Here is a 23,589-nt window from a genome sequence, read left to right on the forward strand (position 1 = left end):
AAGATGATCCGGGTCCTGTACACGTGCCTGAAGAAAGACGTTACGTATGACAAAAAAGTCCATGCAGGACTTGCGTAGACAATAGTAAACAGATTACGCGGAGGGCGCAGATTGTTTCGCGGATTAGAGGCGTAAGGTTGAGTGGCCAATGGTCCGGGATAGGGTTGCTGCGCAACACAAGTTCACCACGGATTTCGCGGATTTGCACGGATTTGTAGGACGAGGCGTTGCACGCCGAGCTTTATTCAATTTACCATTCACAGTTTTCAGGATGTGCCACCTACCATTTGCTCCGCGGTTGCCTTTATGCGTTAAGGGATTACTGGCTCTGCTCGCGTTTGCCACGGGATGTTCCGCGCTGGCTGCGGAAGGTAGTTCTGTGGACATCTTCACCAATGTGATCTTTATTTTGGCTGATGATTTTGGGATTATACATGAAGCTTTTCTCTGGCAGCGTGCAGGACAGACCAGGATGTGGGTGGGCCGGTTTTCCCTGTAGTTTACGTGCGGCAGCTGCCCATAAGCACTTATGCTATTGCTTTACCTTTCTGATCCCCTTCCCGCTGCGTTCATCGTCCTGACCCTTTGCCTGGTCGCCTGCGCGCCCGGGCTCGGTCCGAACGAGTGGCTTTTCTTGCGGAGCAGTCAACTTTAGCTTACGGCAACATTTACTCCCTATTTCATCCACCTCTCATACCCTTCCCCCTTGAAACTAGCGGCTATTGACATCGGCTCCAACGCCATTCGGTTACAGATCGTACAGGTTTACGACGAGACGGAACTCATCAGCTTTAAGAGCGTGGAGTACCTGCGGTTCCCGCTGCGGCTGGGGCGGGATGTGTTCAATAAAGGGACCATTACCGCCCCGACGGCGGCCAAGTTCTCCAAACTCATGCAAACCTTTCGGCTGTTCATCGAGCTCTACGAGGTGGACGGGCAGTTTGCCGTCGCCACCTCCGCGATGCGGGAGGCCGGTAATGGACGAGAGCTGCGCGATGCCGTGCTCGGGACTACCGGGGTAAACATTCAGATCATTTCCGGCGACGAGGAAGCCCGCATTCTGAATAAAGCAATCATTCCTTTCCTGAATGAGGGTCCTGCAGTACACGTGGACGTGGGTGGTGGGAGCACCGAGATCAACATCTACGACGGGGCGAAGGTGGTCGCCGGCAAGTCCTTCCGCATCGGATCGGTCCGCAAGCTCTCTACCGACGAGCGAACACACGCCTTCGCGGAGATGACAGACTGGATCAAAACCCACCGCCGGCAGATGAAGGGGAGCGCGGTCGGCATCGGCACCGGGGGCAATATTAACCGGCTGTTCAAGCTCTCCAACCGTACCGGCAAAACCAGTATGTCGCTGGTCGAGCTCAGGGCCATCCGGGCCTACGTGAAGACCTTTACCGTCAAGCAGCGAATGTCGATCCTCAAGCTTAATCCCGACCGGGCCGACGTGATCGTGCCGGCTTCCGAGATCTACATCCGCGTACTGGAAGCGGCCGGGGCGGACACTATCCTGGTACCCCGCGTCGGGCTCAAGGACGGCATCGTTTACGAGCTCTACGAACGCACCTCCAAACGCGATATTCACGAGCTGGAATATCTGTCTACCTTCTAATGGCAACCCTATAAACCCGCGATGTTTAAGCTATTCTACCTACTTCCTGTACTTCTACTCGGCTGTGCTACCTCCACGACGGAACCGCCGGCAGCCATCGGCGAATACCCAGAATGCCAGAGCTGGATTAGAGGTAGCGCGAAGCTTTGATGTCGTGCGCCAGGTGCTTGTCGGTCAGATTGCTGTCGAGCGTTGGAAATTCTGTTCGTGGCTTCTAGCTGCGGTAACGGTTCGTGGCTTCTAGCCGCGGCTATCATGGATACCAAGTCTTAACCCACAGCGACCCCGGCAAGATGCCGGGAACCAACCTGCCGCGGTATCGGTTCGTGGCTTCTAGCCGCGGTAACGGTTCGTGGCATCCTGCCGCGGCTATCATGGATACCAAGTCTCAACCCACAGCGACCCCGGCAAGATGCCGGGAACCAGGACGGTTCGTGGCATATCTCGGCGAGCAGCTCCTGGATATCGCCGAACCCATCATCCATCACCGCCGCTCCTTACCGATCCCCAAACTCGGCCGCAAACCCGATGGTACAGGATGGTTGCCTCAAACACACGCGCTAGTTTGAGGACTCAATTGTTGACCACATGCGAAAACTGTTTGCCTTACTGGCCTTGCCCTGCACCTGCGTACCCGCCCCGGCCCGGTTGCCGCCAATGTTCGACGCAGCAGCAACCAGGGGCAGCGAGGGCGTGTACTGCGACAAACTCCTCTCCCGATGATCCGTAAGGCATTTAAAATGAAGGTCTTTCCCGACCGCGTGGAAGAATATGCGCAACGTCACCACCCCATCTGGCCGGAACTGTCGCAGGTGCTAAAGCACCACGGCGTGAGCAACTATTCGATCTGGTACGATGCGGACACCTCCGCCCTATTCGCTTACTGTGAAGTGGAATCGGAAGAACGGTGGACGGCCATTGCAGATACGGAAGTCTGCCGCCGCTGGTGGAAACACATGCAAGACGTAATGCACACCAACCAGGATGCAAGTCCGGTGAGTGAGGAACTGCGGGAGGTGTTTTATCTCGTTTAAAGCGACGTAACGCACGAAAAATTTCACCCGCCTTCTACATCTGTAAAATCAGCAAAAATTCGTGAAATTTAATCCGTCCCAATCCATGTTGAACTACCTCCCTATTTGCCTGCTTCTTGCAGTTGTTCTTTGCTCCTGCGGCCCCGCCTCTTCTGGGGGGAATGAGGGAATGAAGGGAGAAGGGAACGAGGAGTTGAGGGAGGGAAGGATTGAGGGCGCGCGCCCGAATGTGATATTTATCATGGACGATCAGCACCGCTGGGATGCGATCGGGAACCTAAATCCGCAGGTGATCACACCTACGCTGGATAGCCTGATGGACCACGGCATTCTGTACGACCAGGCCGTTTGTCAGGCGCCGATGTGTGTGCCGAGTCGCAACTCGATCATGTTCGGGATGTACCCCAGTCAGACGGGCGTGTTTCGGAACGGCGACGGACTAAGGGACGAGGACGCACCCGGCAGAACCATGGCTGAATACTTCCGCGATGCGGGCTACGAGACGGCCGGTTTCGGGAAGACGCACTGGGGAAAATACCGGACGGGCACCCGGGGTTTTGAGACGCGCTACACCTCTGAAATTCCGGAGGAGGGTGGCCGGAATATGGCAGAGATGAATCCAGCAGCCAAAGCCCGGTACGACGCTGAAATTGCGGTAATGGGTCCCGGTGAAGAGAACAACCTGGGTTACCTGGGCTTCACCAGTAAGCTACCGGAGACGGATCACCGCGACGGCTGGATCAACGCCCGGGCCATCGACTACATCCGGGAGCGGGAGGATGAGCGGCCCCTGTTTTTGTACCTGTCGTACATGAAGCCCCACGCAGGGCACAATCCGCCGGCCGGGTACGAAGACCGTTACGACCTCGATAACATCACCTACGCCCAACAACCGCACTGGACGGAAGACTACTCCCCCCACGCAGCCGGCGTGAATCGCCGCGATATGTACGTTGATTACTGGAAAACTGCCGGTCCGGAAGAATGGCAGCTCATGACCATGCGCTACTACGCTAACGTGACCTGGATCGACGATATGATGGGCCGCACCCTGGCCGAGCTGAGGAAAAAGGGCCTACTCGACAACGCCATCGTGGTGTACACCTCCGATCACGGCGAGTCGCTGGGCGAGCACTACTACCGCTTTAATAAGTACTCGCTGTACGAAGCGAGCGTACGGGTGCCGGTGATCTTGTCGGGTAGTGCCCTGCCCGATGGGTTCGAGCCGGGGACGGTGGATCATCGTGCGGTCGACCTGGTCGATATCCTACCAACCTTGCTCGTAGCGGCCAACATTCAGGAGGATGAGGAACTGCCGGGCGTGAACCTGCTCGCTCCGCCCGCCCGGGAAGGCAGCTTTGCGGCACTCCACGAACGGGAGGGGGAAGCAGCCTTTATGTGGCGGACCAGGGAGCACAAACTGATCCTGGTGTTTGAGCGGCAGGAAGATGCCGCCGATTACACTGCCGACAACATCATCACCGGTGAATTTTACAATCTGGTAGAGGACCCGGCGGAGTGGACGGATCTGTACGGACAGCCGGAAGTTGCTTCGGTAATCAGTGAGTTTCAGACAAAAATACTGGACCGCTTGTCAGCGATGTGAGAGGTTGCGGTCCGCGATAATTTAGTTCGTAAAGTCAACCAACTCAATATCGAAAACCAGGTCGGAATCCGGGCAGATAGTGCAAACGCCCATTCGACAACTTCCCGTGCTGCCGTATCCCAGGGAAGCAGGAATCAGGAGCCTGATCTTGCCCCCCTTACCGATCAAGGGTACGCCGAGCTGCCAGCCCTGAATGACCCCGGAGAGTGGAAAATCCACGGGTCCGGTGCTCGGGGTCGTCTGGTCGAAGACCCGGCCGTTGGTTACGAATCCCCGGTAGTGGGCCGTCACCGTACTCTGTAGGGTCGGGCGCTCGGCCGTGCCCGGGTCGGTGATGTGGTACAGCATGCCCGTATCATCCAATTCGGTGTAGGTGAGGGTGTCCGAAGCGGCAAATACAGCGACTGAGGTTAAGCCTTCTTCGCAGACGGTCGGGGTAGTTATTTCATCGTCTTTGCTGCAGCCACTGAGTAAGCCAACGAGCACCAGCAAGAGAACAGGAAATCGAAAACGCATAGGGGTACGAATTAAGGGCCGCAAAGCTACAACACAATCCGGGTGGGCAATCCAAATCGTCGCACCACCGTTGCTTAGGTCGTCTTCCCGCCCAATTGGCTTCGGGACAGGTTGCGGATAAAATTCAAGCAAGGGCATCCCACGAATTTGAAATAGAACCCGTTACCTGCGAACACAATCGCGCAAAAGCCCTTTTGCGCAGTAAGGTACTGATTCGCCTGCCTGCACCGCCACCCCGACGGTGCAGGAAGTTGGGTCTGAATAATTATAGGGAGCCTTAACCAGATCGTTCTGATTTTGTCCGATCGACCCTAAACGGGCACAAACAGCAAGTAAAAAAACCAGGAAGTTTTCGATCCGATCGCCATTTGTGTCGTTTCAAACTTCAACCCAATGTCATGAAGATCGTAGATCAGCCGGTTCCCGGACTTTATGAAGCTGTTTTCGACGCAACCACCAGTTCGTGCTTGCTCCTAAAACCTGATGCCCCTAAGTTCACGATTCTCAAGGCCAACCAATCGTTCACCGATGCTACCCTGTCGAAGGAAGAAACCCTGATAGGACGCGGCGTGTTTGAAGCGTTTCCCGATAACCCTGACGATCCCACCGCCGACGGGGTAGAAAAGTGGACGGCATCGCTACTGCACGTACTGGAACACCGGGAAATCCATGAAATGGACATCCAGCGGTACGCCGTGCCCCGGCCGGCGGAAGAGGGCGGCGGCTTCGAGGAAAAGTACTGGCAGCCCGCCAATATTCCCGTTTTCAATCCAGACGGCACGATCCGTTTCATTCTGCACCAGGTAGCGGAGGTGACCAACCAGATCGCGGCGGAAATCGACCGTAATCGCTTTTTTGATGTGGCATCCGACGTGTTGGTTAAGGTGGGTCTTGACGGCTATTTTAAAGAGATCAACCCCGCCTGTGAGGCGGTGTTGGGTTGGACTCAGGAGGAAATGACGAGTCGGCCATGGCTTGATTTCATTCATCCCGATGACGTCGCGATGTCGCTGGGAGCCCAGCGCACCCTGATGGCGGGAACTACCCGCCTCAATACCGAAAATCGCTACCTGTGTAAAGACGGCAGCTACCGGTGGCTGAGCTGGCACACCCGGATGGAGGTAGCCGATAAGATGGTCTACTGCGCGGCAACTGACATCACCCAAACCCGGAGATTGTGGTCCGTGGCCGAAGGCCAGAAGGAAGCCTTGGAAATGTCTGTCCGTGGCGAACCGTTGACACAAATCCTGGAACGACTGATCCTCACGATGGACGAGAACACCGCGAGCGGCGCAAAAACCTCCATCATGCTAATGACCGAGGACCGCCAGCACTTAACGGTGGGCGCCGCACCGCGCCTGCCGCCGGAGTACAACGCGGCCATCAACGGAATGCCGATCGGACCCGGAATGGGTTCATGCGGAATGGCCGCCTGGTCCGGCAAGAGCTACGTCGCCCACGACATCGAAACAGACCCCAACTGGCAGCGGGCCAGACGGCTGGCAAAACGTAACGACCTGCGGGCGTGCATGTCCACTCCCCTGCTTTCCTCCACCGGCGAAGTGCTCGGCACCTTTGCCCTCTACCATGCTAAACCGACGAGCCCGACAAATGACCTTTTACAGCTGACTGAAATAATTTCCCGGACTGCGGCTACCGTAATCGAACGGGAGCGTAACATGGTAAGCAAACGCCTCGCACAACAGCAACTCATTCAGGCGCGCAACGAAGCCGAGGCAGCGAACCGGTCTAAATCCGAATTCCTGGCCAATATGAGCCACGAGATGCGTACACCGATGAACGTGGTCGTCGGCGTCGCCAACATCATGGCCAAGTATGAGAACCTGAGCGACACTCAGCTGGAAATGGTGCAGACCCTCCAGAATTCCGCCGATGCACTCCTCGACCTGATCAACGACCTGCTCGACATCTCCAAGATCGAAACGCAGAACATCGAGCTCGAACGGGTGCCCTTCAGCATCACCCGGTTGATGCAGGAGATTAGCGATATGATGTCGGTACGCGCGGCCCAGAACGGGCTCCGCTTTCGGGCATCGGGCGAATGCACCAACCACGATGTGCTGCTGGGCGATCCTACCCGCCTGCGGCAGGTGATTTTGAACTTATGCAGCAATGCCCTAAAATTTACCCAGGAGGGCACGGTAGCGATCCAGTTGTCCTGTTCACCTGCCGCTCAGGACGGCTTCGTCGACGTCAGTATCGCGGTTTCGGATACCGGGATCGGGATCGACGAACGGCAGCTGTCGGCGATTTTCCGCAGTTTTACCCAGGCAGATAGTAGCATCGACAGAAAATTTGGCGGGACGGGACTGGGGTTGGCCATTACGAAACGGCTCGTGGAGATGATGGACGGTAACATTACCGTTGAGAGCGTCCTGGGTGAGGGATCTACCTTCACGGTGACGGTGCAGCTCCCGTACAGCAAAGTCGGCACCCTGGAACAGGGCTCCGACGTAACCAGCCAAACGCACGTACAGGCTCCCGTAAACGAACAGAAGAAGGTGCTGCTCGTGGAAGATTTTGAACCGAACGCCCTGATCGCGGCCCGCTACCTCAAGATTTTTGGTTACAGCTACGACATCGCCCGGAACGGACTTCAGGCAGTCGAAAAGGCACAATCGGGGGACTATCTCGCGATTTTGATGGACGTCCAGATGCCCGAAATGAATGGATTGCAGGCCACCCGGCAGATTCGCATTCACGAGCAGGCTACCGAAAAACACCCTACTCCGATCATTGCCATGACGGCGTATGCCCTCGCAGGAGACCGGGAGCGTTGCCTGGATGCGGGGATGGACGACTACCTCTCTAAGCCCATCGATGCGGAAGGCCTTCGGGAAAAATTACAGGCCTTATCCTTTGTTCAGTAACCTGTTGTCCCCCTGAATAAAACAGTCCGCCAATCAGAACGACCAGATAAATAAGTGTTGTTCAAAGTGTGTGTACGTCGATCGCCTGACTGACGGAACTGCTAATCTAGAGGATGAACTTCAAGCTAAGCATTTACAAGTTACAACCAGCATTTTTACCCCGAATGGACCTATAATAGCTGCGAACGGATGGATTTTAGGCACAAATGCGATTAAAGGCTCGGCCGCCCTGGGTGCCCTGTCTTAACTCGCGGAATCATCGTACAACGGCGGCACTCGTGGGGGGAAGCGTACATTTGAGAGGGGAACACCATCACGTATGAGACAATTACTCCTTTTACTCGCTCTCTGCGCCCTGATATCCGGGTGTGAGGACTCCCAATCCTTCAGTTCGCTGGATCCGGTAAACTGGCAGAGCCGAACGGTACCGACAAACCCGGCGGACTCTTTAGCCACTGGCACCACTTATCTCTCCGTTTATTCCTCCGTGTACAGCCTCACTGAGCACAAAACCCATAGCCTGACCGTCATGGTGAGCATTCGCAACACCAATCGGACCGACACCGTCTACGTCGACCAGGCGGAGTACTTCAATACTACAGGCCACCTCATACGTACTTACTTCAACCGGCACATCTACATCGCCCCCATGGAAACCGTCGAGATCGTGATCGACGAGAGGGACAAAGAGGGCGGTACGGGGGCCAATTTTCTCTTCGAGTGGGCGGCCCCGCCCACCGCCAATCCGCCCCTCTTCGAAGCCGTGATGATCTCTACTTCCGGACAACAGGGGCTCTCGTTCACGACGACCGGCGTGGCAGTAAACTAAAGTCGCCTACACCATATACTCCCAGGCCGTTTGGTAGGCACCCGCCCGCTCCACGTATTCCAGGAAGCCGGCAAAAAAGGGATCGTTGCCGATGGTGGCGCTGTCGCCGATCACGACCAGTTGCACCTTGGCGCGGGTGAGGGCCACGTTCATGCGGCGGTAGTCGGATAAAAATCCGATCTCGGAGCGGACGTTGGAGCGGACCAGGCTGAGGTAGACCACCTCCCGCTCGCGGCCCTGGAAGCCGTCGATGGTATTGATCGTAATGTCCAGCTTGGCCAGCGCCGGCACTTCTTCGATGCGCTCTTCGGCCCGCACGACCTGTTCGCGGTACGGACTGATCACCGCGATCCGCGGCAGGGGATACTCGGGCGGGATGCTGCCCTGTAGCAGCAGCAAGTGTTCCACGAGGAGATCGAGTTCGCCATCGTTGTAGCGGCTTTTGAACTGCGGGTGTAACTTTTCCTCGAAGCCGGTGCCGGCCGTATCGACGAACACTACGCTATCGGACAGGCTGACGCCCGGCAGGGTGCGATGGGCGATGCCGGGCCCGGCCCGTAGTCTCCCGCCGTAGAAGTAGTCGTTACTAAAGCCCATGATGCGCTCGTTCATGCGGTACTGTACTTCGAGCAGGGCGTTGCGGCCGTGGCGTTCCAGGGCCTTTTCGAGCAGGGTGGTGCCGAAGCCGCCGCGTTCGGCGTCCTTGCTCTTTACGGTCGGCGGCAGTTGGTAGGGGTCGCCCGCCAGCACCACCCGGTTGCTGCGGCTGATGGGAATCCAGCTGGCGGGTTCCAGGGCCTGGGCCGCCTCGTCGATGATGCACGTTTTAAAGGTGCGATCGCCGAGGATCGAGCTGGCCGCGCCGACGAGGGTGCAGACGATCACGTCGGCCGCATCGAGCAGGTGACTGAGCAGGTGATCTTCCAGCTGGGTGGCCCAACTGTTCAGGCGACCGGCCTCCCCGTAGGTCATGCCTTTTTCGCGGCCGCGGAGCCGACCGGCCTTCTTGCGCAGTTCGGCGGCCTCCTTGCGGAGTTTTTTGACCTGCTTCGTGTCGGGGTGGCGCGCTACCTGCACTTCGAGGGTGTGGCTCATGACATCTTCCTCCACCCGGCTGATGTTGCCGGTGCGTACCACGCGGATGCCGCGTTCGGCCATGCGGAGGGTGACCAGGTCGGCGGCGCTGTTGCTGGGCGCGCAGAAGAGGATGGTGGATTCGGTTTTGACCAGTTCCCCCACGGCGGCGACGAGGGTGGTGGTCTTGCCGGTACCCGGGGGTCCGTGGATGAGGCTCAGGTGACTGGCACCCATGATTTCCCGCACCGCCTCCCGCTGGCTATCGTTGAGCTCCGTAAGGTGGGCCACGGCTTCCTCGGCTACGGGTTGGTGTTCGGCGGGGCGGACGCCCATGATCACGTCGCGCAGTTCGGCGGTGCGGTCGCCGCGGGCAGTTTCGAGTCGCTGGATGGCCTTGTCCATCTCCACGTAGGTGCGCTCGTCGAACATCAGGTCGACGCCGATGCCGCCCCGCTGCAGCCAAGTCGGGTGGTCCTCGCCGCCGAGGATGATCTTCATCCGGTCCTTCTTTACGTACTGGATCACGCCGGCGCGCTGGGGGGAGCGGGCGTCGGGCTGGGTAGTGAACAGGTTGACGGAAGTGCCGGCCCGGAACTGGTGGGCCTCCTCTCCCTCCCGGGTCACGACCACGAAGGGCCGGCCGGCCAGTCCGTAATCACTCTTCGTGACCTGCAGGTTATACCAGCAGTAGCCCTTTTCCACCCGTTGCACCAGGGGCATCGCCTGAATAATCTCCAGGTGCAGGCGGCGTTCTTCCTGCCGTTCGAGGTCGATGAGGGATCGGAGCTGAGTGAGTTCGGCGCGCTGTTGGTCGGTCATGCGTGCAGAGAATCGCGCGGCGTAGGAAATTGTTTTGTGGGCGGCGGGGCGCGGGAGCTGTAATTTGTAAGGATGAGCCTTTCTAGGGCGACCCTGGTAGGCGGGGCGGTGCAGGGTCGGCTTAGAAAGCCTCAACCTTGGGATCATACAAGGTTGAGCCCTTCTAGGGCGACCCTGGTAGACGGGTGGTACAGGGTCGGCTTAGAAAGCCTCAACCTTTGGATCATACAAGGATGAGCCCTTCTAGGGCGACCCTGGTAGGCGGGGCGGTGCAGGGTCGGCTTAGAAAGCCTCCTCCTGATGAATTTGCTCCCCCAAATCCAGCTTGCTCCCGCGTTCCCGCATAAAAATCAAAAAATGCCACGTACGGTAGGGGCTGCGATAAGCCGGGGGGGGGCGGCGGCGCGCGGGTGCAACGGAAATCAGATTAAGAGCAATACTCGTTGGAACGTACATTTTGACACCACGCTGTCAATTTTGAGTTTTAAAATGTCAATTTGACAAGCCAGCACCGTTTTGCATGCCATTTGCAAAAGGTAGGGCGACATTCCATTTCATAACCTAAATCTTAGACTCATGAGAAACTCTAGTTTGCTTCCCTCCGTCTCCAGATTTCTGGACGATGACTGGAACAACCTCTTCGACTGGCGCAACCGAAACTTCAGCAGTGGAACCACCACCCTTCCCTCGGTCAACGTAAAGGAAACGGGTGACGAATTCGTCGTCGAAATGGCCGCCCCCGGCATGAAGAAGGACAACTTCGACATCCAAATCGACAACAATACCCTGACCATCCGCAGCGAAATGCGCAACGAAAACGAGGAGCAGGACGAAAACGGCAAGTACACCCGCCGCGAGTTCAGCTACCAGTCGTTCCAGCGTTCCTTCAACCTGAACAACCAGGTAGTGGACGACGCCCGAATCCAGGCTACTTACGAAGACGGCATCCTTCGCCTGGTCATCCCGAAGCGGGAAGAGGCCAAGGAAAAGCCGGCCCGGCAGATCGAGGTTGCCTAAACGATCTATTACTGACGCAACAACGGCGGACTTCCTTTCGGAAGTCCGCCGTTTCTATGTCGGGCATTGTGATTCTAAAGCGCAAAACTCATTCCCGCCCCGATGTTCCATCCCTGGAATCCGACCTTGTCCTTGATTACCGGCACGTCGTAGGGCTGGCTGAGGTCATAAGCGTAACGGGCTTCGAGAAACAGTGCGTTGTGCTGCCCGACCCGCGCCCTTGCCCCCATGCCGCCGATGACGGCAAGGTTGAAGCGTTGGTAGTTGATGGCGTCTAGATCGATGTCCGTGGAGTACAGATTAAGCTCAATAATAGCCTTCGCGGAGGTGGTCACCTTTCCTCCGGTGGCGTAACCAACACTGGGACCGAGAATGGCGTAGGGCTGGATGGCGCTTTCCGTTGGCAGGTTGAACTGCACGAGCAGCGGGGCTTCCAGGTAGCTGAAGCGGGTCTTGGCGAAGGCGCCGAGGGGCAGCTTTACGCCGGCCAGTTCCACCTCGTCCGTCAGGGCTACGCCGGTGCCGCGCTTGGTGAGTTCGAGTCCGGGGCGCAGGCTGATGTAATCGGTCACCGGCAACTCCGCAAAGAAGCCGAAGGAGGGCACCCCTACCCCAACCGTGCGATCGGTAATGGCGTCAAAGGTATTTCCCGAGCGGAGCGACGTCTTTCCGAATCCCGCCCTCACCCCGAAGGTGGTCTGGGCGGTGGCGATTCCGGAAACGAGGAGGGCGAAGAAGAGCAGCAGATGGGTTTTCATGGTAGTCAGTTTGCTCCTCTAAACGAAGGCAGCACCGCGGCTGACGCAAAGGATAGGTTAAGGGGATGGTTAGGGTTTGGTTAAGGGGTTTCTTTCCTTGCTTATGCTTCCCGCAATGGTTGCCACTCCGAAAATCGTGGCCACCTTACCCTCACCTATACCGCACGGGGGTGGGATGTGGGAGTCGTTAGTGGGGGTTATTATTCGCGTTCGGGCTGTCCTGTGTTGTGCGGTTGGGCATTGTATGCAAGTCAGCGAATGCACACGATGTGGTGTGTATTGGTTTTATTGTTGGGCAACAGGCCGCCATTAAAGGCCGTCCGGGAAGCAAATTCTTTCCTAAATAGTCCTAGTTAATTAACCCATGAGGCCAGCGCACGAAATACTTAGTTTGATAACCACAATTGCTAAGAACGATGATCGCATAATTGCCGGTTTATTGGTCGGATCAAGGGCTGACAAAAGCATTCCAGGAGATCAGTATCAAGATTACGATGTTATCTATGTGGTAAACGATATTGAAGAATTTACTGACGATGCCCAATGGATCAAGGCATTCGGGGACCCTATTTTGAGTCAGACCCCGGATGTGATGGTGATCCCAAAAGGAAGCAATACAGGCGAGGAGAAGACCACCAGATTTGCCTGCTTGATGCTATTTGCGGATTACGTGAGAATTGATCTGACGCTGGTGGAATTAGATTATTTAGGCTCATGTGTGGACACTTCGGCTGAACTGATCATCGATAAAAAGGGCGTTGTGAAAGGTGCTATTGATTTTAAAGCAAGCAATTTTCTGGTTACCCAGCCTACCCAAGGGGAATTTAGCGATTGCTGTAACGAATTCTGGTGGGTGAGCACTTACGTCGTTAAGGGGTTATTGAGGTCCGAATTGCTCTATGCTAAACGCAAATTAGAACGGCCACTACGGGACATGCTGCTACTTATGCTGTCGTGGAAGGTAGGATATGAGTTTAACTATGCTATTAATCTCGGTAGCGAGTATAGATTCTTAAAACACTACCTAAACGAGCTTGAGTGGAAGAGTCTATGCAACACCTATCCACTACTCAGTCAGCGAAGTATCTGGGAAAGTCTGAACGCGATGACCGATCAGTTCGAGCGAATTGAAAAGGAGGTAGCGAAGCAATTGGGTCATAATTATGCTCAGGCGGAGATAGATGCCGTTAATATGTACCTTGAGGATAACTTTGAAGATATATCGAAACATTTTTGATGTCGCGTGGGCGCAAGACTGGTTACGCTTTTCCAACCTTACAGGAGTGCGCGGCACATCTACATCCCCTTCAATCCTATAAACTTATTTTTCAACTAAAATAGTACTGAACGGACGCTTTTTTTAAAGTTTAAGCTGTCAATTTCACAGGGTATTAGCGTTGCACTCCCCGTGACGCGCCGTCACAACAGCCACGCGACTTAAAGTAGGTCACCACGTAATCTGCCACGAAATTTCCCACCAGGCAGGAAAAATTACATCCCTACCAAAGGATTCCACCCACCCGCCGGTCTATAGGAAAACTAACCCAAAAGACCTGCTCGTGATAAGATCCATTTTTCCCCTCCTTGCCGTCCTCCTCGGACTACCCGCGCTCCTCTTCACCTCCTGCAGTGAAGACGACGACGAACTTTGCATCGAAATCACCTGGTACGAAGACGCCGATGGCGACGGATTAGGCAACGCAGATGTCACCCTATCTGCCTGCGAGCAACCGGATGGCTACGTGGCGGACGACTCCGACCCCAATGACACCGGGGGTACCAGCACTCCCGTGTCCGCGTTTGACGACTTTAATTCCGCTGCGGTCACGGTCTCCTTCGACGGTGCCGAAATCACCCTTGAATCGAACGGCCTCCCTAACCATACCTCACCCTACTGGGAGGAGACCAGCCCCCTGTACATCGAACCCGTCGTCGCCGAAGCGCTCACGCCCGGTCGCATCGGCGGCGATCGCAGTTACACCCTCACCGTTCCTACTGCACCGGAATTGGCTGCTTCGAGTACGGCTACGGGATTAGGACCTATCGGTATCGCCGTGTCGGGTGCCCCGATTTTCAACGATACGGAAGGACCGAACCGCCCCCTGGAAGAGCAAACTGCCGAAACGTTCGATTATGCAGGGGCGCATAATGGCCCGTCGGGGTACCACTACCACGTAGAGGCTTCGGACGTCCCCGAAAATACGATGCTGTCTCACGACGATGAGAAACTGATTGGGATCATGTCGGATGGCTTTTTGATCTACGGAAGAAAGTGTAATTCGACGGGGGACCACCCAACGAATCTGGATGTATCGGGAGGCCATACCTCTTCGACCCAACACAGCGAGGGGGAAGCATTCTACCACTACCACATCATCAATGAATATTACCTGGGCACCCTGATCGTCCTCTTCGGAGTAGATCTGCAGGGAACGCCAAACGGTATTTTCTGATCCCAAACCCAATTTTCTACACGGAAGGAATCATCGGAATCTGCAATTAGCTAGATCCCGGTGATTCCTCTCTTACCTACACCAAATGAAGTGCCTTACCCAAATCGTACTGTTGCTGAACATGTTGCTCACAAGTTGTGCAGAGAAGGAAACGAAAGTTCCCCCTACCCCAACGTTGACCGCTACTTCGGTAGAAATACCGAATATATCGGTTGACCGATCCCTGCTGACCTACGACAACAAGGCTTCGCTATGGACCCTGAAGGATCAACCCTACTCGGGTTACATTGTCAGCTTTCATCAGGACAGCACGCTGAAAGAAAAAATAGGCATCCGGGCTGGTAAAAAACAGAATCAGGCCATCCGGTGGTACGCTGACGGGCACCTCCAGGAAGTAGCAAACTACCAGGAAGGAAAACTTCATGGGGAGAAACAAACGTGGTCTCCAGACGCACAGCATGTGTTAATTGCCCACCTGCACTACCGTGCGGGAAGGCCGCACGGAGAACAGCGGCAGTGGTATCCGACGGGTGAGCTGTACAAAAAACTGAACCTGAATATGGGGAAGGAAGCGGGCATCCAACAGGCATTCAGGCCAAACGGCGACTTATACGCCAACTACGAAGCGAAGGACGGCCGGGTGTTTGGTTTGAAGAAAGCGTCGCTCTGTTATGGCTTGGAGGATGGAAACTTGACCTTTACGAAGTAGCCTTGTTTTATTACAGCAAATTCGAAGCATTGCCGCTGCGCTATTGGGCGGTGAGCTGAGCCGGGGCGGTTAGTTTTCGGGATGACCGATAGCTTTTTTTATCTTTAGAATAAGAGAAAAGCAGGTTGCCCGTACGGTAACCTGAATTGTGCGTACCGCCCAAAAGATGAAAAAACAACTACTGATAGTTTTCGCTTTAGTGACCGTTTGGGGCTGTTCGACGATCATCCCCCCATTTGCACCTAAAAAAACCGGGAAATTGTCGCAGTCGGCAGTGGCGATGGAAGCAGATAAGTACTTCTGGGATAATTTCCACCGGGGAAACTACGATAGCATTCCCCAAATGCTCGACAAGCTGACGGCAGCTTATCTGGACAACAATGAAGACTATAGACTGGCTGCGCACATCGGATTCACCCACTCCTGGGCGCTGGCGGAAAGCGGAAGGATGGACCAGCCCTCGCCACGCGTGACCGACCACGCTACCCTAGCCGTTAAATACTTCGACGAGGCTTTTGTTCTGCACCCGGACAAAGAGTGGCGATACTACGGGTTCATGGTGAGCATGTACATGGCGGAAGGTGGGATACACGGAAACATGCAGGACATGACGGAAGGGTACTTCAAAATGAAAAAGGCCGCAAGAAAATACCCTGAATTCAATCTTTTTACTGCAGCATATACGCTGGCGATGTCGCCCAGAAAAAAGGACAGAGAGGCCGCCGTAAATATGCTATGGGAGAACCTCGATAAGTGTGCTGGCGAAAAGGTTGATCGAAAGAATTTGGACTACCGGAAGTACCTATCCCGAAAAACGGTGGAAGGCAAACAGAGTACTTGCTGGAATACCTGGATTGCTCCCCATAACATGGAAGGATTCCTCATGATCCTGGGCGATCTACTGCTCAAACGGAGAGACTACGCAACCGCACTCAGGGTATACGAGAACGCGAAGTATTTCCAAGAATACAAGCACTGGGATTACCAAAAACACCTGGACGCAAGGATCGATTACGCTACGGCCATAGCGACACAGCAAGAATACACCGAAATTGAGGTAATGAAATTCGATCGGTGCATGGTCTGTCATCAAGACAGCAAGATGAAATCAGCACCGGATAATGTTCATCTGCAATTACCATCCATGAATGTAGCAGATCATTACTAGCTTTCGATACCGCTTGCGGGAAGGATGTCGCGTTGACAAAGCCACCACTTGTTTTGCAAGTCCGGACAGTAAACAATAACTTCCTGGTTGTCGGTGAGTCAAGTTCATCCCAGTTGCCCATCTCCACTGAAATGGTAGCTTGACCAGACCAGCTGACGACTCTTTGGCTCAACTCTAAACCGAACAACCGATGAAACTAAATGCGGGAGTGATTACGGAGAAACTAGCGGAAAGTAAAGCATTCTATTCGGATCACCTGGGCTTCGGCGTGACCTTCGAAAACGATTTCTACGTTCTAATGCATACGCCAAACAAGCAGGCTGAATTATCTTTTTTACTGCCCAATCATCCAAGCCAACAGCCGTTGTTTCGTACGCCCTACGGTGGAAAGGGGATGTACCTGACGATCGAAATGGATGAGGTAGACACCATCTACGCAGACTTAAAGAAAAAAGGAGTCGACGTCAAGGTGGACCTAAGGGACGAGCCGTGGGGAGACCGACATTTCTCCATTGAAGACCCAAATGGCATAGGGATAGATATTGTGAGGTATGCTGCACCCGATTAACCCAAAGTGATGGTGGAAAGAGTAAGCATAACCGAACAGTTCGGAGAATCGCTCGCGGTGCTGTTGTCAGAGAAGATCCAAACCGTTTACGCAAGATTTGACTCGGAATCGTTTGTTGCAGCGGTCGCGGCGGGCGTACCCAACAAGTCTTACACGGAACGAATCGTATTTATCGCCCAACAGCTATTTACTTATTTGCCGGACAACTACGAAGACGCTACAAGCATACTACTGGGAATCCTGGGAGACGAAAATCCTAAGGAAACGGGCATGTTCACCGAGTATTGGTGGATCATGCCGATCGGAAAGTACGTCGAGCTATACGGTCTGAACAACTATGAAGTTTCAATCAAAGCGATCGAAGAAATCACGAAACGTAACACCGGTGAATACGCGATCCGGCCCTTCATCCGAAACTATCCCGAGCGTTGTCTCGCCCAGATGAAGGAGTGGGCGAGATCGGAGGACGTTCACTTACGGCGGTTAGCTAGTGAAGGATTACGACCGAAACTACCCTGGGCGAGGAAGCTGGACCTCTTCAACGACAACCCCAGACCTATTTTTGAGATCCTTGAATTGCTAAAAGCGGACGAGGTGATGTTCGTCAAGAAATCGGTCGGAAACCACCTGACGGACTGGCTAAAGGTAAACTACGAACCAACGAGAAAGCTGCTACAGGAATGGCAAACATCACCGAATAAGCATACCCAGTGGATCGTAAGACGAGCCACCAGGAAAATAGCCATCTGAATAATCCGGACCGCATCCGCCAGGAAAGACGCCTAACGCATACAGTCAGGGGCTCAGCAGTTCTCAGCCGTGGGAGTATATTCGATTCACCCAAGTTCGATCCTCCATGCATTTCCGTTTTCTACTTTCCCTCTTTTCCCTCCTGCTAGCCGTCAGCCTCACGGCCCAAACGCCCTCCACCCAGCAATCGCCGCCACTGACCACCGCCGACCCGGCCAGCGTGGGCATGTCGGCCGAACGGCTCGCTCGTATCGACGCTATGCTAACCGAGGCCATCGCGGAAGAGCAAGTCCCCGGAGCAGTGGCACTGGTAGCCCGCAACGGCAAGATCGTCTACCACAAGGCGTTCGGCACGGCCGCGGCCGACGGGCGGGAACTGGAGCGGGACGACATCTTCCGCATCGCCTCCCAAACCAAGGCCATCACCTCTACCGCAGTCATGATGCTTTGGGAGCAGGGACTCTTTCAACTCGACAACCCGGTCGCCGACTACATTCCTGCCTTCGCGGACGCCCAGGTGCTTGATACCCTCTACGCAGACGGCACCTACGATACCCGACCGGCCGATAAGCCCATTACCATCCGCCACTTGCTGACCCACACCTCCGGACTCGGCTACGGCGTCATCGACGGAGACCCAAGATTCAAACGTATCTACGCGGATGCGGGGGTCACCGACCTCTTCACTACCGAAGATATCTCCATCGAAGAGAGCGTCACGAAACTGGCCGCCCTACCCCTTCACCACGATCCCGGCGCGCGCTTTACCTACAGCGAAGGACTCGATGTACTGGGCTACTTCATCGAGGTAGTATCCGGAGAGCCGCTGGACGAATACTTCCGCAATCACATCTTCGAACCACTGGGCATGGATGACACCTGGTTCTACCTGCCGGAAAACAAGCACGATCGCCTCGTAAGCATCCAGCGGCCCGCTGGCGACGGCTGGGAAAATTACCCTACCACCTTTTACGATCCGAAATACCCCATTGCGGGCGCCCGCCGCTTCTTCTCCGGCGGAGCCGGCCTCTCGAGCACGGCCGCGGACTACGCCAGCTTCCTGCAGATGTACCTCAACGGCGGAGAACTCGACGGCACCCGTCTGCTCAGTCGGACGACCATTCAGAGCATCATGGCCAACCAGGTTGGCGATCTCCGGAACCCGGGGAGCTACTACGGGCTGGCCTTCGGTGTCGTAGACGAAACGGGACAGGGCCGCGGCGGTCGGGGCAGTGAGGGGACCTTCGACTGGGGCGGCTACTTCAACACCCAGTACTTCGCCGATCCGCAGGAACAGCTCATCGGCATCTTGATGAAGCAAACCCAGGGCACGTCACAGGATCAGACGGCCTGGAAGTTTCGTCTGCTGGTGGGCGCGGCGGTAGACGACTGAGCCGGGACCGGTGCGGGTCAAATAGCTACAACATCCTCCGGCCGTTTCGCATTAGGCTGCCACCTGGCGCTCGGTGAGCGGAATCCTCCCCTGCCCGCTCCCCAAAGACCTCACCTATGGACTTCCCCACCGTGGCCACCTATTTCTCCGGGCTCTCCTTTCTGTTCTTCGGGACAAGCTGCCTGACCTCTTCCTACATGAAGCGTGAATTCATCCGCTACGGGTACGACCGCCAGCGACCGCTCGTCGGAGTCCTGCAGATCCTAGGGGGCGCGGGCCTCATCGTCGGTTACTGGATATGGCCCCCGCTCGCACTCGCCTCCGCCACCGGTCTGTTTCTAATGATGGCCTACGGTTTCGGCGTTCGGATGAAGATCGGCGACAGTTTCCTAGCCTCCACCCCAGCCTTTCTGTATGCCGCCCTCAATCTGTACCTCGCCATTCACTACGGCGGCAGCTAGTTGAGCACAGCGTTTTCGGGAACGAACGCAATAATCAGGCACATCATCAGGAAAAGCGCCGCCGGGAAGGACTTGATGAGGGGATCGCTGATCTTCAGGTGCATCAGTACCGAACCGGCCAGCATGGCGGCCAGACCGATCGCTGCCGGGAACCGGAGCACCGGATACCAGATGGCGGCGAGGAGTAGCAACGCAAGGACCGTCTTAATGGCCCCCACCACGTACACGGACCAATCCGGCAGGCCGTAGGCCCTAAATTCCTCCACGATCGTAGTAGCGTCGCCGCCGCGCCACCGGGTAGCCTTGTTGTACTGCACCAGCCAGACGTTCAGGATACTCAATCCAACGATAAGCTGAAGAACAATGATGAGGTATTCCATACTGCCTGTTTTGACGCCTGACCGCTGGACAATCCCCCGGCCGTGCTACTGCCCAACAGCTTTTCCCGCTTCCGGTTTCGAATGGCGTAGGTGACAGGCGGGATGTTACTGACAGTCGCCGTCGGAAATTCGGCGGTGCATCATGCGTAACGGTGTGCGGCCATATTACGCTGCCAACACAAGTAGTTGTTGTCGCAGGATGATTTGGTTTCGTATCTGCTAGATATCGGTATGTGGCGAGTGTGGCCATACAGGATTATCTTTCTACTCGCGCAGTTTGGGCAGGTGAGCATGCTTGTTACGTTTTGTCACCCTTAAGATAGTGATCCCGTTCAGGCTGCCGCGAAAAAAACAAGCACGGCATGAACGCGATCGAGAACTATAAACGCAGCAGACAGCGACTCTTTGACGTGCATGACATACAGCCACATTCGAGGGTAGTGGTTACGGACGGCCCGGTAAAACGTGTCCACTATCTCGAAATCGGCATGGGAAGTCCCCTAGTCTTGGTACACGGCGGAGGGAGTCATTCGAGTGAATGGATCAACATTCTCAAACCGCTATCGGCACACTACCGGGTATACGCCGTCGACCGCCCGGGATGTGGACTGACGGATAATTTTGACTACACGGGAGTTAATGTCCAGAAAAATGCGGTCGAATTCATCGAGTCATTCATGGATGCCCTGGAACTGGAAAAAGCGTTATTCGTAGCCCAATCTATGGGAGGCTACTTTAGCATCTGCTTTGCCCTGAAATGTCCCGAAAGAGTAGAAAAACTACTCTTAATTGGCGCGCCAGCGGGTATGAATTTATGGATCCCTCCGGTGTTAAGGTTTCTGGGAACCAAGGGATTGAATCGCCTACTGGTGAAATCCCTAGCCAAACCAAGTGTCAGGAATGTAAAAAACGTGCATAAACAACTATTGGTAGCGGACATAGAAAAACTATCGGACACTTACCTGGAACATTGCTATCACGGCCAGCTGTTACCGGGAAGCGAGCTTGGTTTTCTTACCTTATTGGAGAACGTCCTGACGCTGAGGGGCTGGAAGAAAGACCTGTACGTAGGGGATAAATTGCACCAACTAAAGATGCCGGTACGATTTATTTGGGGAGACAAGGACGCGTTCGAGAAGCCCGATACGGGTGGAGCAAAAACATCAGGAATCCGTGACTGTCGGTTTGAGGTAGTGCGTGATGCCGGGCATTGCCCCTGGCTCGATCAGCCGGAAAAATGTGTTGCTCTGATACGAGATATGCTGTAAAACTGAAGTTTGTCCGGGAACAAGGAGCATAACCCAGATACTTGCACTATCACCTCACCTAATCGAAGTTGTTTGGCGCGGACGCAGGTGCAGGGTCTATCGGTATCAGCCAAGTTTGCTGGCATTGACCCGAACCACATTGCACCTGCGGCCCCGCCGACGCCCAGCTTAGGGCGTGCCTAGAGGAACTGCTGCGCCACCCGGAACGACACCCATTTGACCATGAGCAAGTGGCCGGAAATACACTGTTTAAGAAAACCAACGATTGGCTAAATCAACAGTGAACTAGTTAATGGATGCCCTGATCCACTAGTCTGCCCTGCGGTACAGGCCAGTAGATACCTACCAACCTAATTCCCCGGGTGCACTGCGACCTGGATATTCGCGCAGTAGCCCACCTCATCGGAGTCCGGATGAAGGCTGGGTCCTGATGGGAAGCCGGAGGTGCACCCCCCGTCCATCGTATTGATTTGGCTCGGGATGATTCCGGGCTGGGCCGGGCCGTGCGTACGCAGGGCCAAATGTACTTCCGCCGTTAGCGGGCTGTCGAATTCGGTGAGGGTGCGCGGGGCGTCAAAGCCGTCGCCGAGGTGTAGGTGTCCGGAAAAATTGCCCTTCCCGCTTGCACCGACGATGTGGCCGGCGGCGTAGGTGGAGGAAGGCGGACCCGGCTCATCGCCGAAGACCACGAACCACAGCGTATAGGCATTTCCGGGAATTAGGTTCTCCGTTTTGAAGTGTGCCGTGATGCCGTTTTTGGTACGGCGCAATTCGGAGTGGGCTCCCGGAATGATCATCCATTCTCCCGCGGGATTTTCGTAAATGGCAACGGATTCACTTTTGCCCCTGGCCTTGCCCTTAGCCAAAGCTGACGCCCCGATGCGTTGAACGTCCGACTCCGAGGTATTTAGGGCGAATTGCTCGTCTTTGGTGCAGGAAGCCAGCACGAAAAGCGCGAGTAGGGACAGCAGTATTTTGCGGATCAACATGACATGGTGTTTTACAAGGCAGGCGACGCCCCCTTGCGAATAGCCGGGGAATATCGTAAGCCCTCGATTTAGGAATGGGCCCCACGTAGAGGATATTGCAAACCTAGGCGCACCGGCGTAAGCCTGCTTTTGCTATTTTGGCGAAGTGTTGTCTCATTATTGCAAAATGAGATGGGTAAGCCTTGGGCTATTTTTGCACCGAGAGCGAAAAAACAGCAGTAATGCTCCCGTAATCAGCTAGTTACGTGTTGCACTCGGACGTGGTCCAATTGGCGTGTCCGGCTAGGTCGATCCGTATTTGAGCCTGAACGATCGGTTCAAACTTGGGTTCAAGCCTTAATTTTTGTGTGCCCAATTACGACTATGAAAATCGCAGTTACATCAGCAAGCGGACAGCTAGGTTCCGCCATCGTGAGGCAGCTGATAAATGAGGTCGGCGAAGACCACGTCGTCGGAATTGCCCGAACTCCCGAGAAGGCAAGCAATCTGGGTGTCGAAATCCGGAAAGGTGATTACAACAGCCGTCAGCAGTTTGATGAAGCCCTTCGTGGGGTCGATACCGTTCTATTGGTTTCGGGCATGGATGACCCCCAGAAACGAATTCAGCAGCACCGGAACGTGATTGAAGCCGCTAAGTACAACGGAGTGTCGAAGATCGTCTACACCGGCATTGTAGGGGACGAAACCGATACGGCGTTTAGTCCGATCGTACAGTCCAATCGACAAACGGAAAACGATGTTCGGGGGTCTGGTCTTCAGTGGGTGATCGGAAGGAACGGCATCTACATCGAACCGGATCTGGAGTACATCGACCACTACGTAAAGGACGGAGAGATCACAAACTGTGCGGGTGGTGGCAAGTGCACTTACACCAGCAGGAGTGAGTTGGGCTGTGCTTACGCCCGAATGCTGCTGGATGAAAAACACCACGGGCAGGTGTACAATTTAGTCGGTGAGGCCATTACCCAGGCACGGTTGGCTGAACTACTCAACCGGGTATACGGTACCGAGCTAACCTACCGTCCGGTCTCGGTTGCCGCTTACGCGAAGGAGCGACGGACGGCTCTGGGAGAGTTTATGGGGACGGTCATCGCCGGCATCTATGAGGGAATTCAAAACGGCGCTTACGACTTGCGGTCGGACTACGAGCGGGCCGCCGGGCGGGCGCACAAGGCACCGTTGGAGATGATCAAAAACCTTGCGAGCGTACAATAGGCCATCCAGCTACATCTAACTGATGCTTAGTTGTAAAACCTTTAAATTGGACAATCCGTAATAGTAGCTT

Annotated in this window: 21 protein-coding genes; 16 read left to right on the forward strand and 5 right to left on the reverse strand. The window is 55.2% G+C overall.

Annotated elements, in window-relative coordinates; genetic code table 11:
* Positions 1-706: 706 nt before the first annotated feature.
* The 3 genes from GGR28_RS15795 to GGR28_RS15805 all read left to right on the forward strand — a co-directional run bounded on the left by GGR28_RS15795 (position 707) and on the right by GGR28_RS15805 (position 4,258).
* Complete coding sequence (locus tag GGR28_RS15795; protein ID WP_183496795.1) at positions 707-1,618, forward strand: Ppx/GppA phosphatase family protein; 912 nt, start codon at positions 707-709, stop codon at positions 1,616-1,618.
* Between the two features lie 719 nt (positions 1,619-2,337).
* Positions 2,338-2,652: an L-rhamnose mutarotase gene (gene rhaM, locus GGR28_RS15800; protein WP_183496796.1), complete on the forward strand. Its 315-nt coding sequence runs from the start codon at positions 2,338-2,340 to the stop codon at positions 2,650-2,652.
* An 85-nt stretch (positions 2,653-2,737) separates the two neighbouring features.
* Positions 2,738-4,258 (forward strand): sulfatase family protein, encoded by a 1,521-nt coding sequence (locus tag GGR28_RS15805; RefSeq protein ID WP_183496797.1) that lies wholly within the window; start codon positions 2,738-2,740, stop codon positions 4,256-4,258.
* 21 nt (positions 4,259-4,279) lie between these two features.
* On the opposite strand, the gene GGR28_RS15810 is transcribed toward GGR28_RS15805, so the two are convergent.
* Positions 4,280-4,774 (reverse strand): FKBP-type peptidyl-prolyl cis-trans isomerase, encoded by a 495-nt coding sequence (locus tag GGR28_RS15810; protein WP_183496798.1) that lies wholly within the window; start codon positions 4,772-4,774, stop codon positions 4,280-4,282.
* A 398-nt stretch (positions 4,775-5,172) separates the two neighbouring features.
* On the opposite strand from GGR28_RS15810, the gene GGR28_RS15815 reads away from it, so the two are divergent.
* On the forward strand, positions 5,173-7,665 hold the full coding sequence (locus GGR28_RS15815) for a PAS domain-containing hybrid sensor histidine kinase/response regulator (RefSeq protein WP_183496799.1): 2,493 nt from the start codon (positions 5,173-5,175) through the stop codon (positions 7,663-7,665).
* A 319-nt stretch (positions 7,666-7,984) separates the two neighbouring features.
* Positions 7,985-8,494, forward strand: a complete 510-nt coding sequence (locus GGR28_RS15820; RefSeq protein ID WP_183496800.1) for a DUF3124 domain-containing protein — start codon at positions 7,985-7,987, stop codon at positions 8,492-8,494.
* A 6-nt stretch (positions 8,495-8,500) separates the two neighbouring features.
* Here GGR28_RS15820 and GGR28_RS15825 read toward each other — a convergent pair whose 3' ends face one another.
* Entirely contained in the window at positions 8,501-10,390 is a 1,890-nt protein-coding gene (locus GGR28_RS15825) for an AAA domain-containing protein (protein WP_183496801.1), read from the reverse strand.
* Positions 10,391-10,966: 576 nt separating this feature from the next.
* Between GGR28_RS15825 and GGR28_RS15830 the strand changes: the two genes are divergently transcribed.
* Entirely contained in the window at positions 10,967-11,407 is a 441-nt protein-coding gene (locus tag GGR28_RS15830; protein ID WP_183496802.1) for an Hsp20/alpha crystallin family protein, read from the forward strand.
* A 74-nt stretch (positions 11,408-11,481) separates the two neighbouring features.
* On the opposite strand, the gene GGR28_RS15835 is transcribed toward GGR28_RS15830, so the two are convergent.
* Positions 11,482-12,165 carry a porin family protein gene (locus GGR28_RS15835; RefSeq protein WP_183496803.1) on the reverse strand — a complete coding sequence of 228 codons (684 nt, stop codon included), beginning with the start codon at positions 12,163-12,165 and terminating at the stop codon, positions 11,482-11,484.
* A 364-nt stretch (positions 12,166-12,529) separates the two neighbouring features.
* On the opposite strand from GGR28_RS15835, the gene GGR28_RS15840 reads away from it, so the two are divergent.
* The 8 genes from GGR28_RS15840 (at position 12,530) to GGR28_RS15875 (ending at position 19,667) form a co-directional block, all read left to right on the forward strand.
* The gene (locus GGR28_RS15840; protein WP_262890791.1) at positions 12,530-13,402 is read left to right on the forward strand and encodes an aminoglycoside 6-adenylyltransferase; all 873 of its coding nucleotides are present in this window, start codon (positions 12,530-12,532) and stop codon (positions 13,400-13,402) included.
* Positions 13,403-13,724: 322 nt separating this feature from the next.
* Positions 13,725-14,618 (forward strand): YHYH protein, encoded by an 894-nt coding sequence (locus GGR28_RS19385; protein ID WP_319936740.1) that lies wholly within the window; start codon positions 13,725-13,727, stop codon positions 14,616-14,618.
* Between the two features lie 85 nt (positions 14,619-14,703).
* A complete protein-coding gene (locus tag GGR28_RS15850) occupies positions 14,704-15,327 on the forward strand; it encodes a toxin-antitoxin system YwqK family antitoxin (RefSeq protein ID WP_183496805.1) in 624 nt (207 codons plus the stop codon).
* A 166-nt stretch (positions 15,328-15,493) separates the two neighbouring features.
* Complete coding sequence (locus tag GGR28_RS15855; protein WP_183496806.1) at positions 15,494-16,495, forward strand: hypothetical protein; 1,002 nt, start codon at positions 15,494-15,496, stop codon at positions 16,493-16,495.
* A gap of 190 nt (positions 16,496-16,685) precedes the next feature.
* Entirely contained in the window at positions 16,686-17,063 is a 378-nt protein-coding gene (locus GGR28_RS15860; RefSeq protein ID WP_183496807.1) for a VOC family protein, read from the forward strand.
* A 9-nt stretch (positions 17,064-17,072) separates the two neighbouring features.
* A complete protein-coding gene (locus tag GGR28_RS15865; protein WP_183496808.1) occupies positions 17,073-17,813 on the forward strand; it encodes a DNA alkylation repair protein in 741 nt (246 codons plus the stop codon).
* Positions 17,814-17,919: 106 nt separating this feature from the next.
* Positions 17,920-19,206: a serine hydrolase domain-containing protein gene (locus tag GGR28_RS15870; RefSeq protein ID WP_183496809.1), complete on the forward strand. Its 1,287-nt coding sequence runs from the start codon at positions 17,920-17,922 to the stop codon at positions 19,204-19,206.
* 116 nt (positions 19,207-19,322) lie between these two features.
* A complete protein-coding gene (locus GGR28_RS15875; protein ID WP_183496810.1) occupies positions 19,323-19,667 on the forward strand; it encodes a DoxX family protein in 345 nt (114 codons plus the stop codon).
* On the opposite strand, the gene GGR28_RS15880 is transcribed toward GGR28_RS15875, so the two are convergent.
* Positions 19,664-20,047: a DoxX family protein gene (locus GGR28_RS15880; RefSeq protein WP_183496811.1), complete on the reverse strand. Its 384-nt coding sequence runs from the start codon at positions 20,045-20,047 to the stop codon at positions 19,664-19,666. The two genes, GGR28_RS15875 and GGR28_RS15880, sit on opposite strands and share 4 nt — an antisense overlap.
* 362 nt (positions 20,048-20,409) lie before the next feature.
* On the opposite strand from GGR28_RS15880, the gene GGR28_RS15885 reads away from it, so the two are divergent.
* Entirely contained in the window at positions 20,410-21,315 is a 906-nt protein-coding gene (locus GGR28_RS15885; RefSeq protein WP_183496812.1) for an alpha/beta fold hydrolase, read from the forward strand.
* Between the two features lie 350 nt (positions 21,316-21,665).
* On the opposite strand, the gene GGR28_RS15890 is transcribed toward GGR28_RS15885, so the two are convergent.
* Positions 21,666-22,304 carry a hypothetical protein gene (locus tag GGR28_RS15890; protein ID WP_183496813.1) on the reverse strand — a complete coding sequence of 213 codons (639 nt, stop codon included), beginning with the start codon at positions 22,302-22,304 and terminating at the stop codon, positions 21,666-21,668.
* A gap of 363 nt (positions 22,305-22,667) precedes the next feature.
* Here GGR28_RS15890 and GGR28_RS15895 point away from each other — a divergent pair, with 363 nt between their 5' ends.
* Positions 22,668-23,519: an SDR family oxidoreductase gene (locus GGR28_RS15895; RefSeq protein WP_183496814.1), complete on the forward strand. Its 852-nt coding sequence runs from the start codon at positions 22,668-22,670 to the stop codon at positions 23,517-23,519.
* The last annotated feature ends 70 nt before the right edge of the window (positions 23,520-23,589 follow it).

The sequence above is a fragment of the Neolewinella aquimaris genome (genome assembly GCF_014197245.1).
GTDB classification, from domain to species: domain Bacteria; phylum Bacteroidota; class Bacteroidia; order Chitinophagales; family Saprospiraceae; genus Neolewinella; species Neolewinella aquimaris.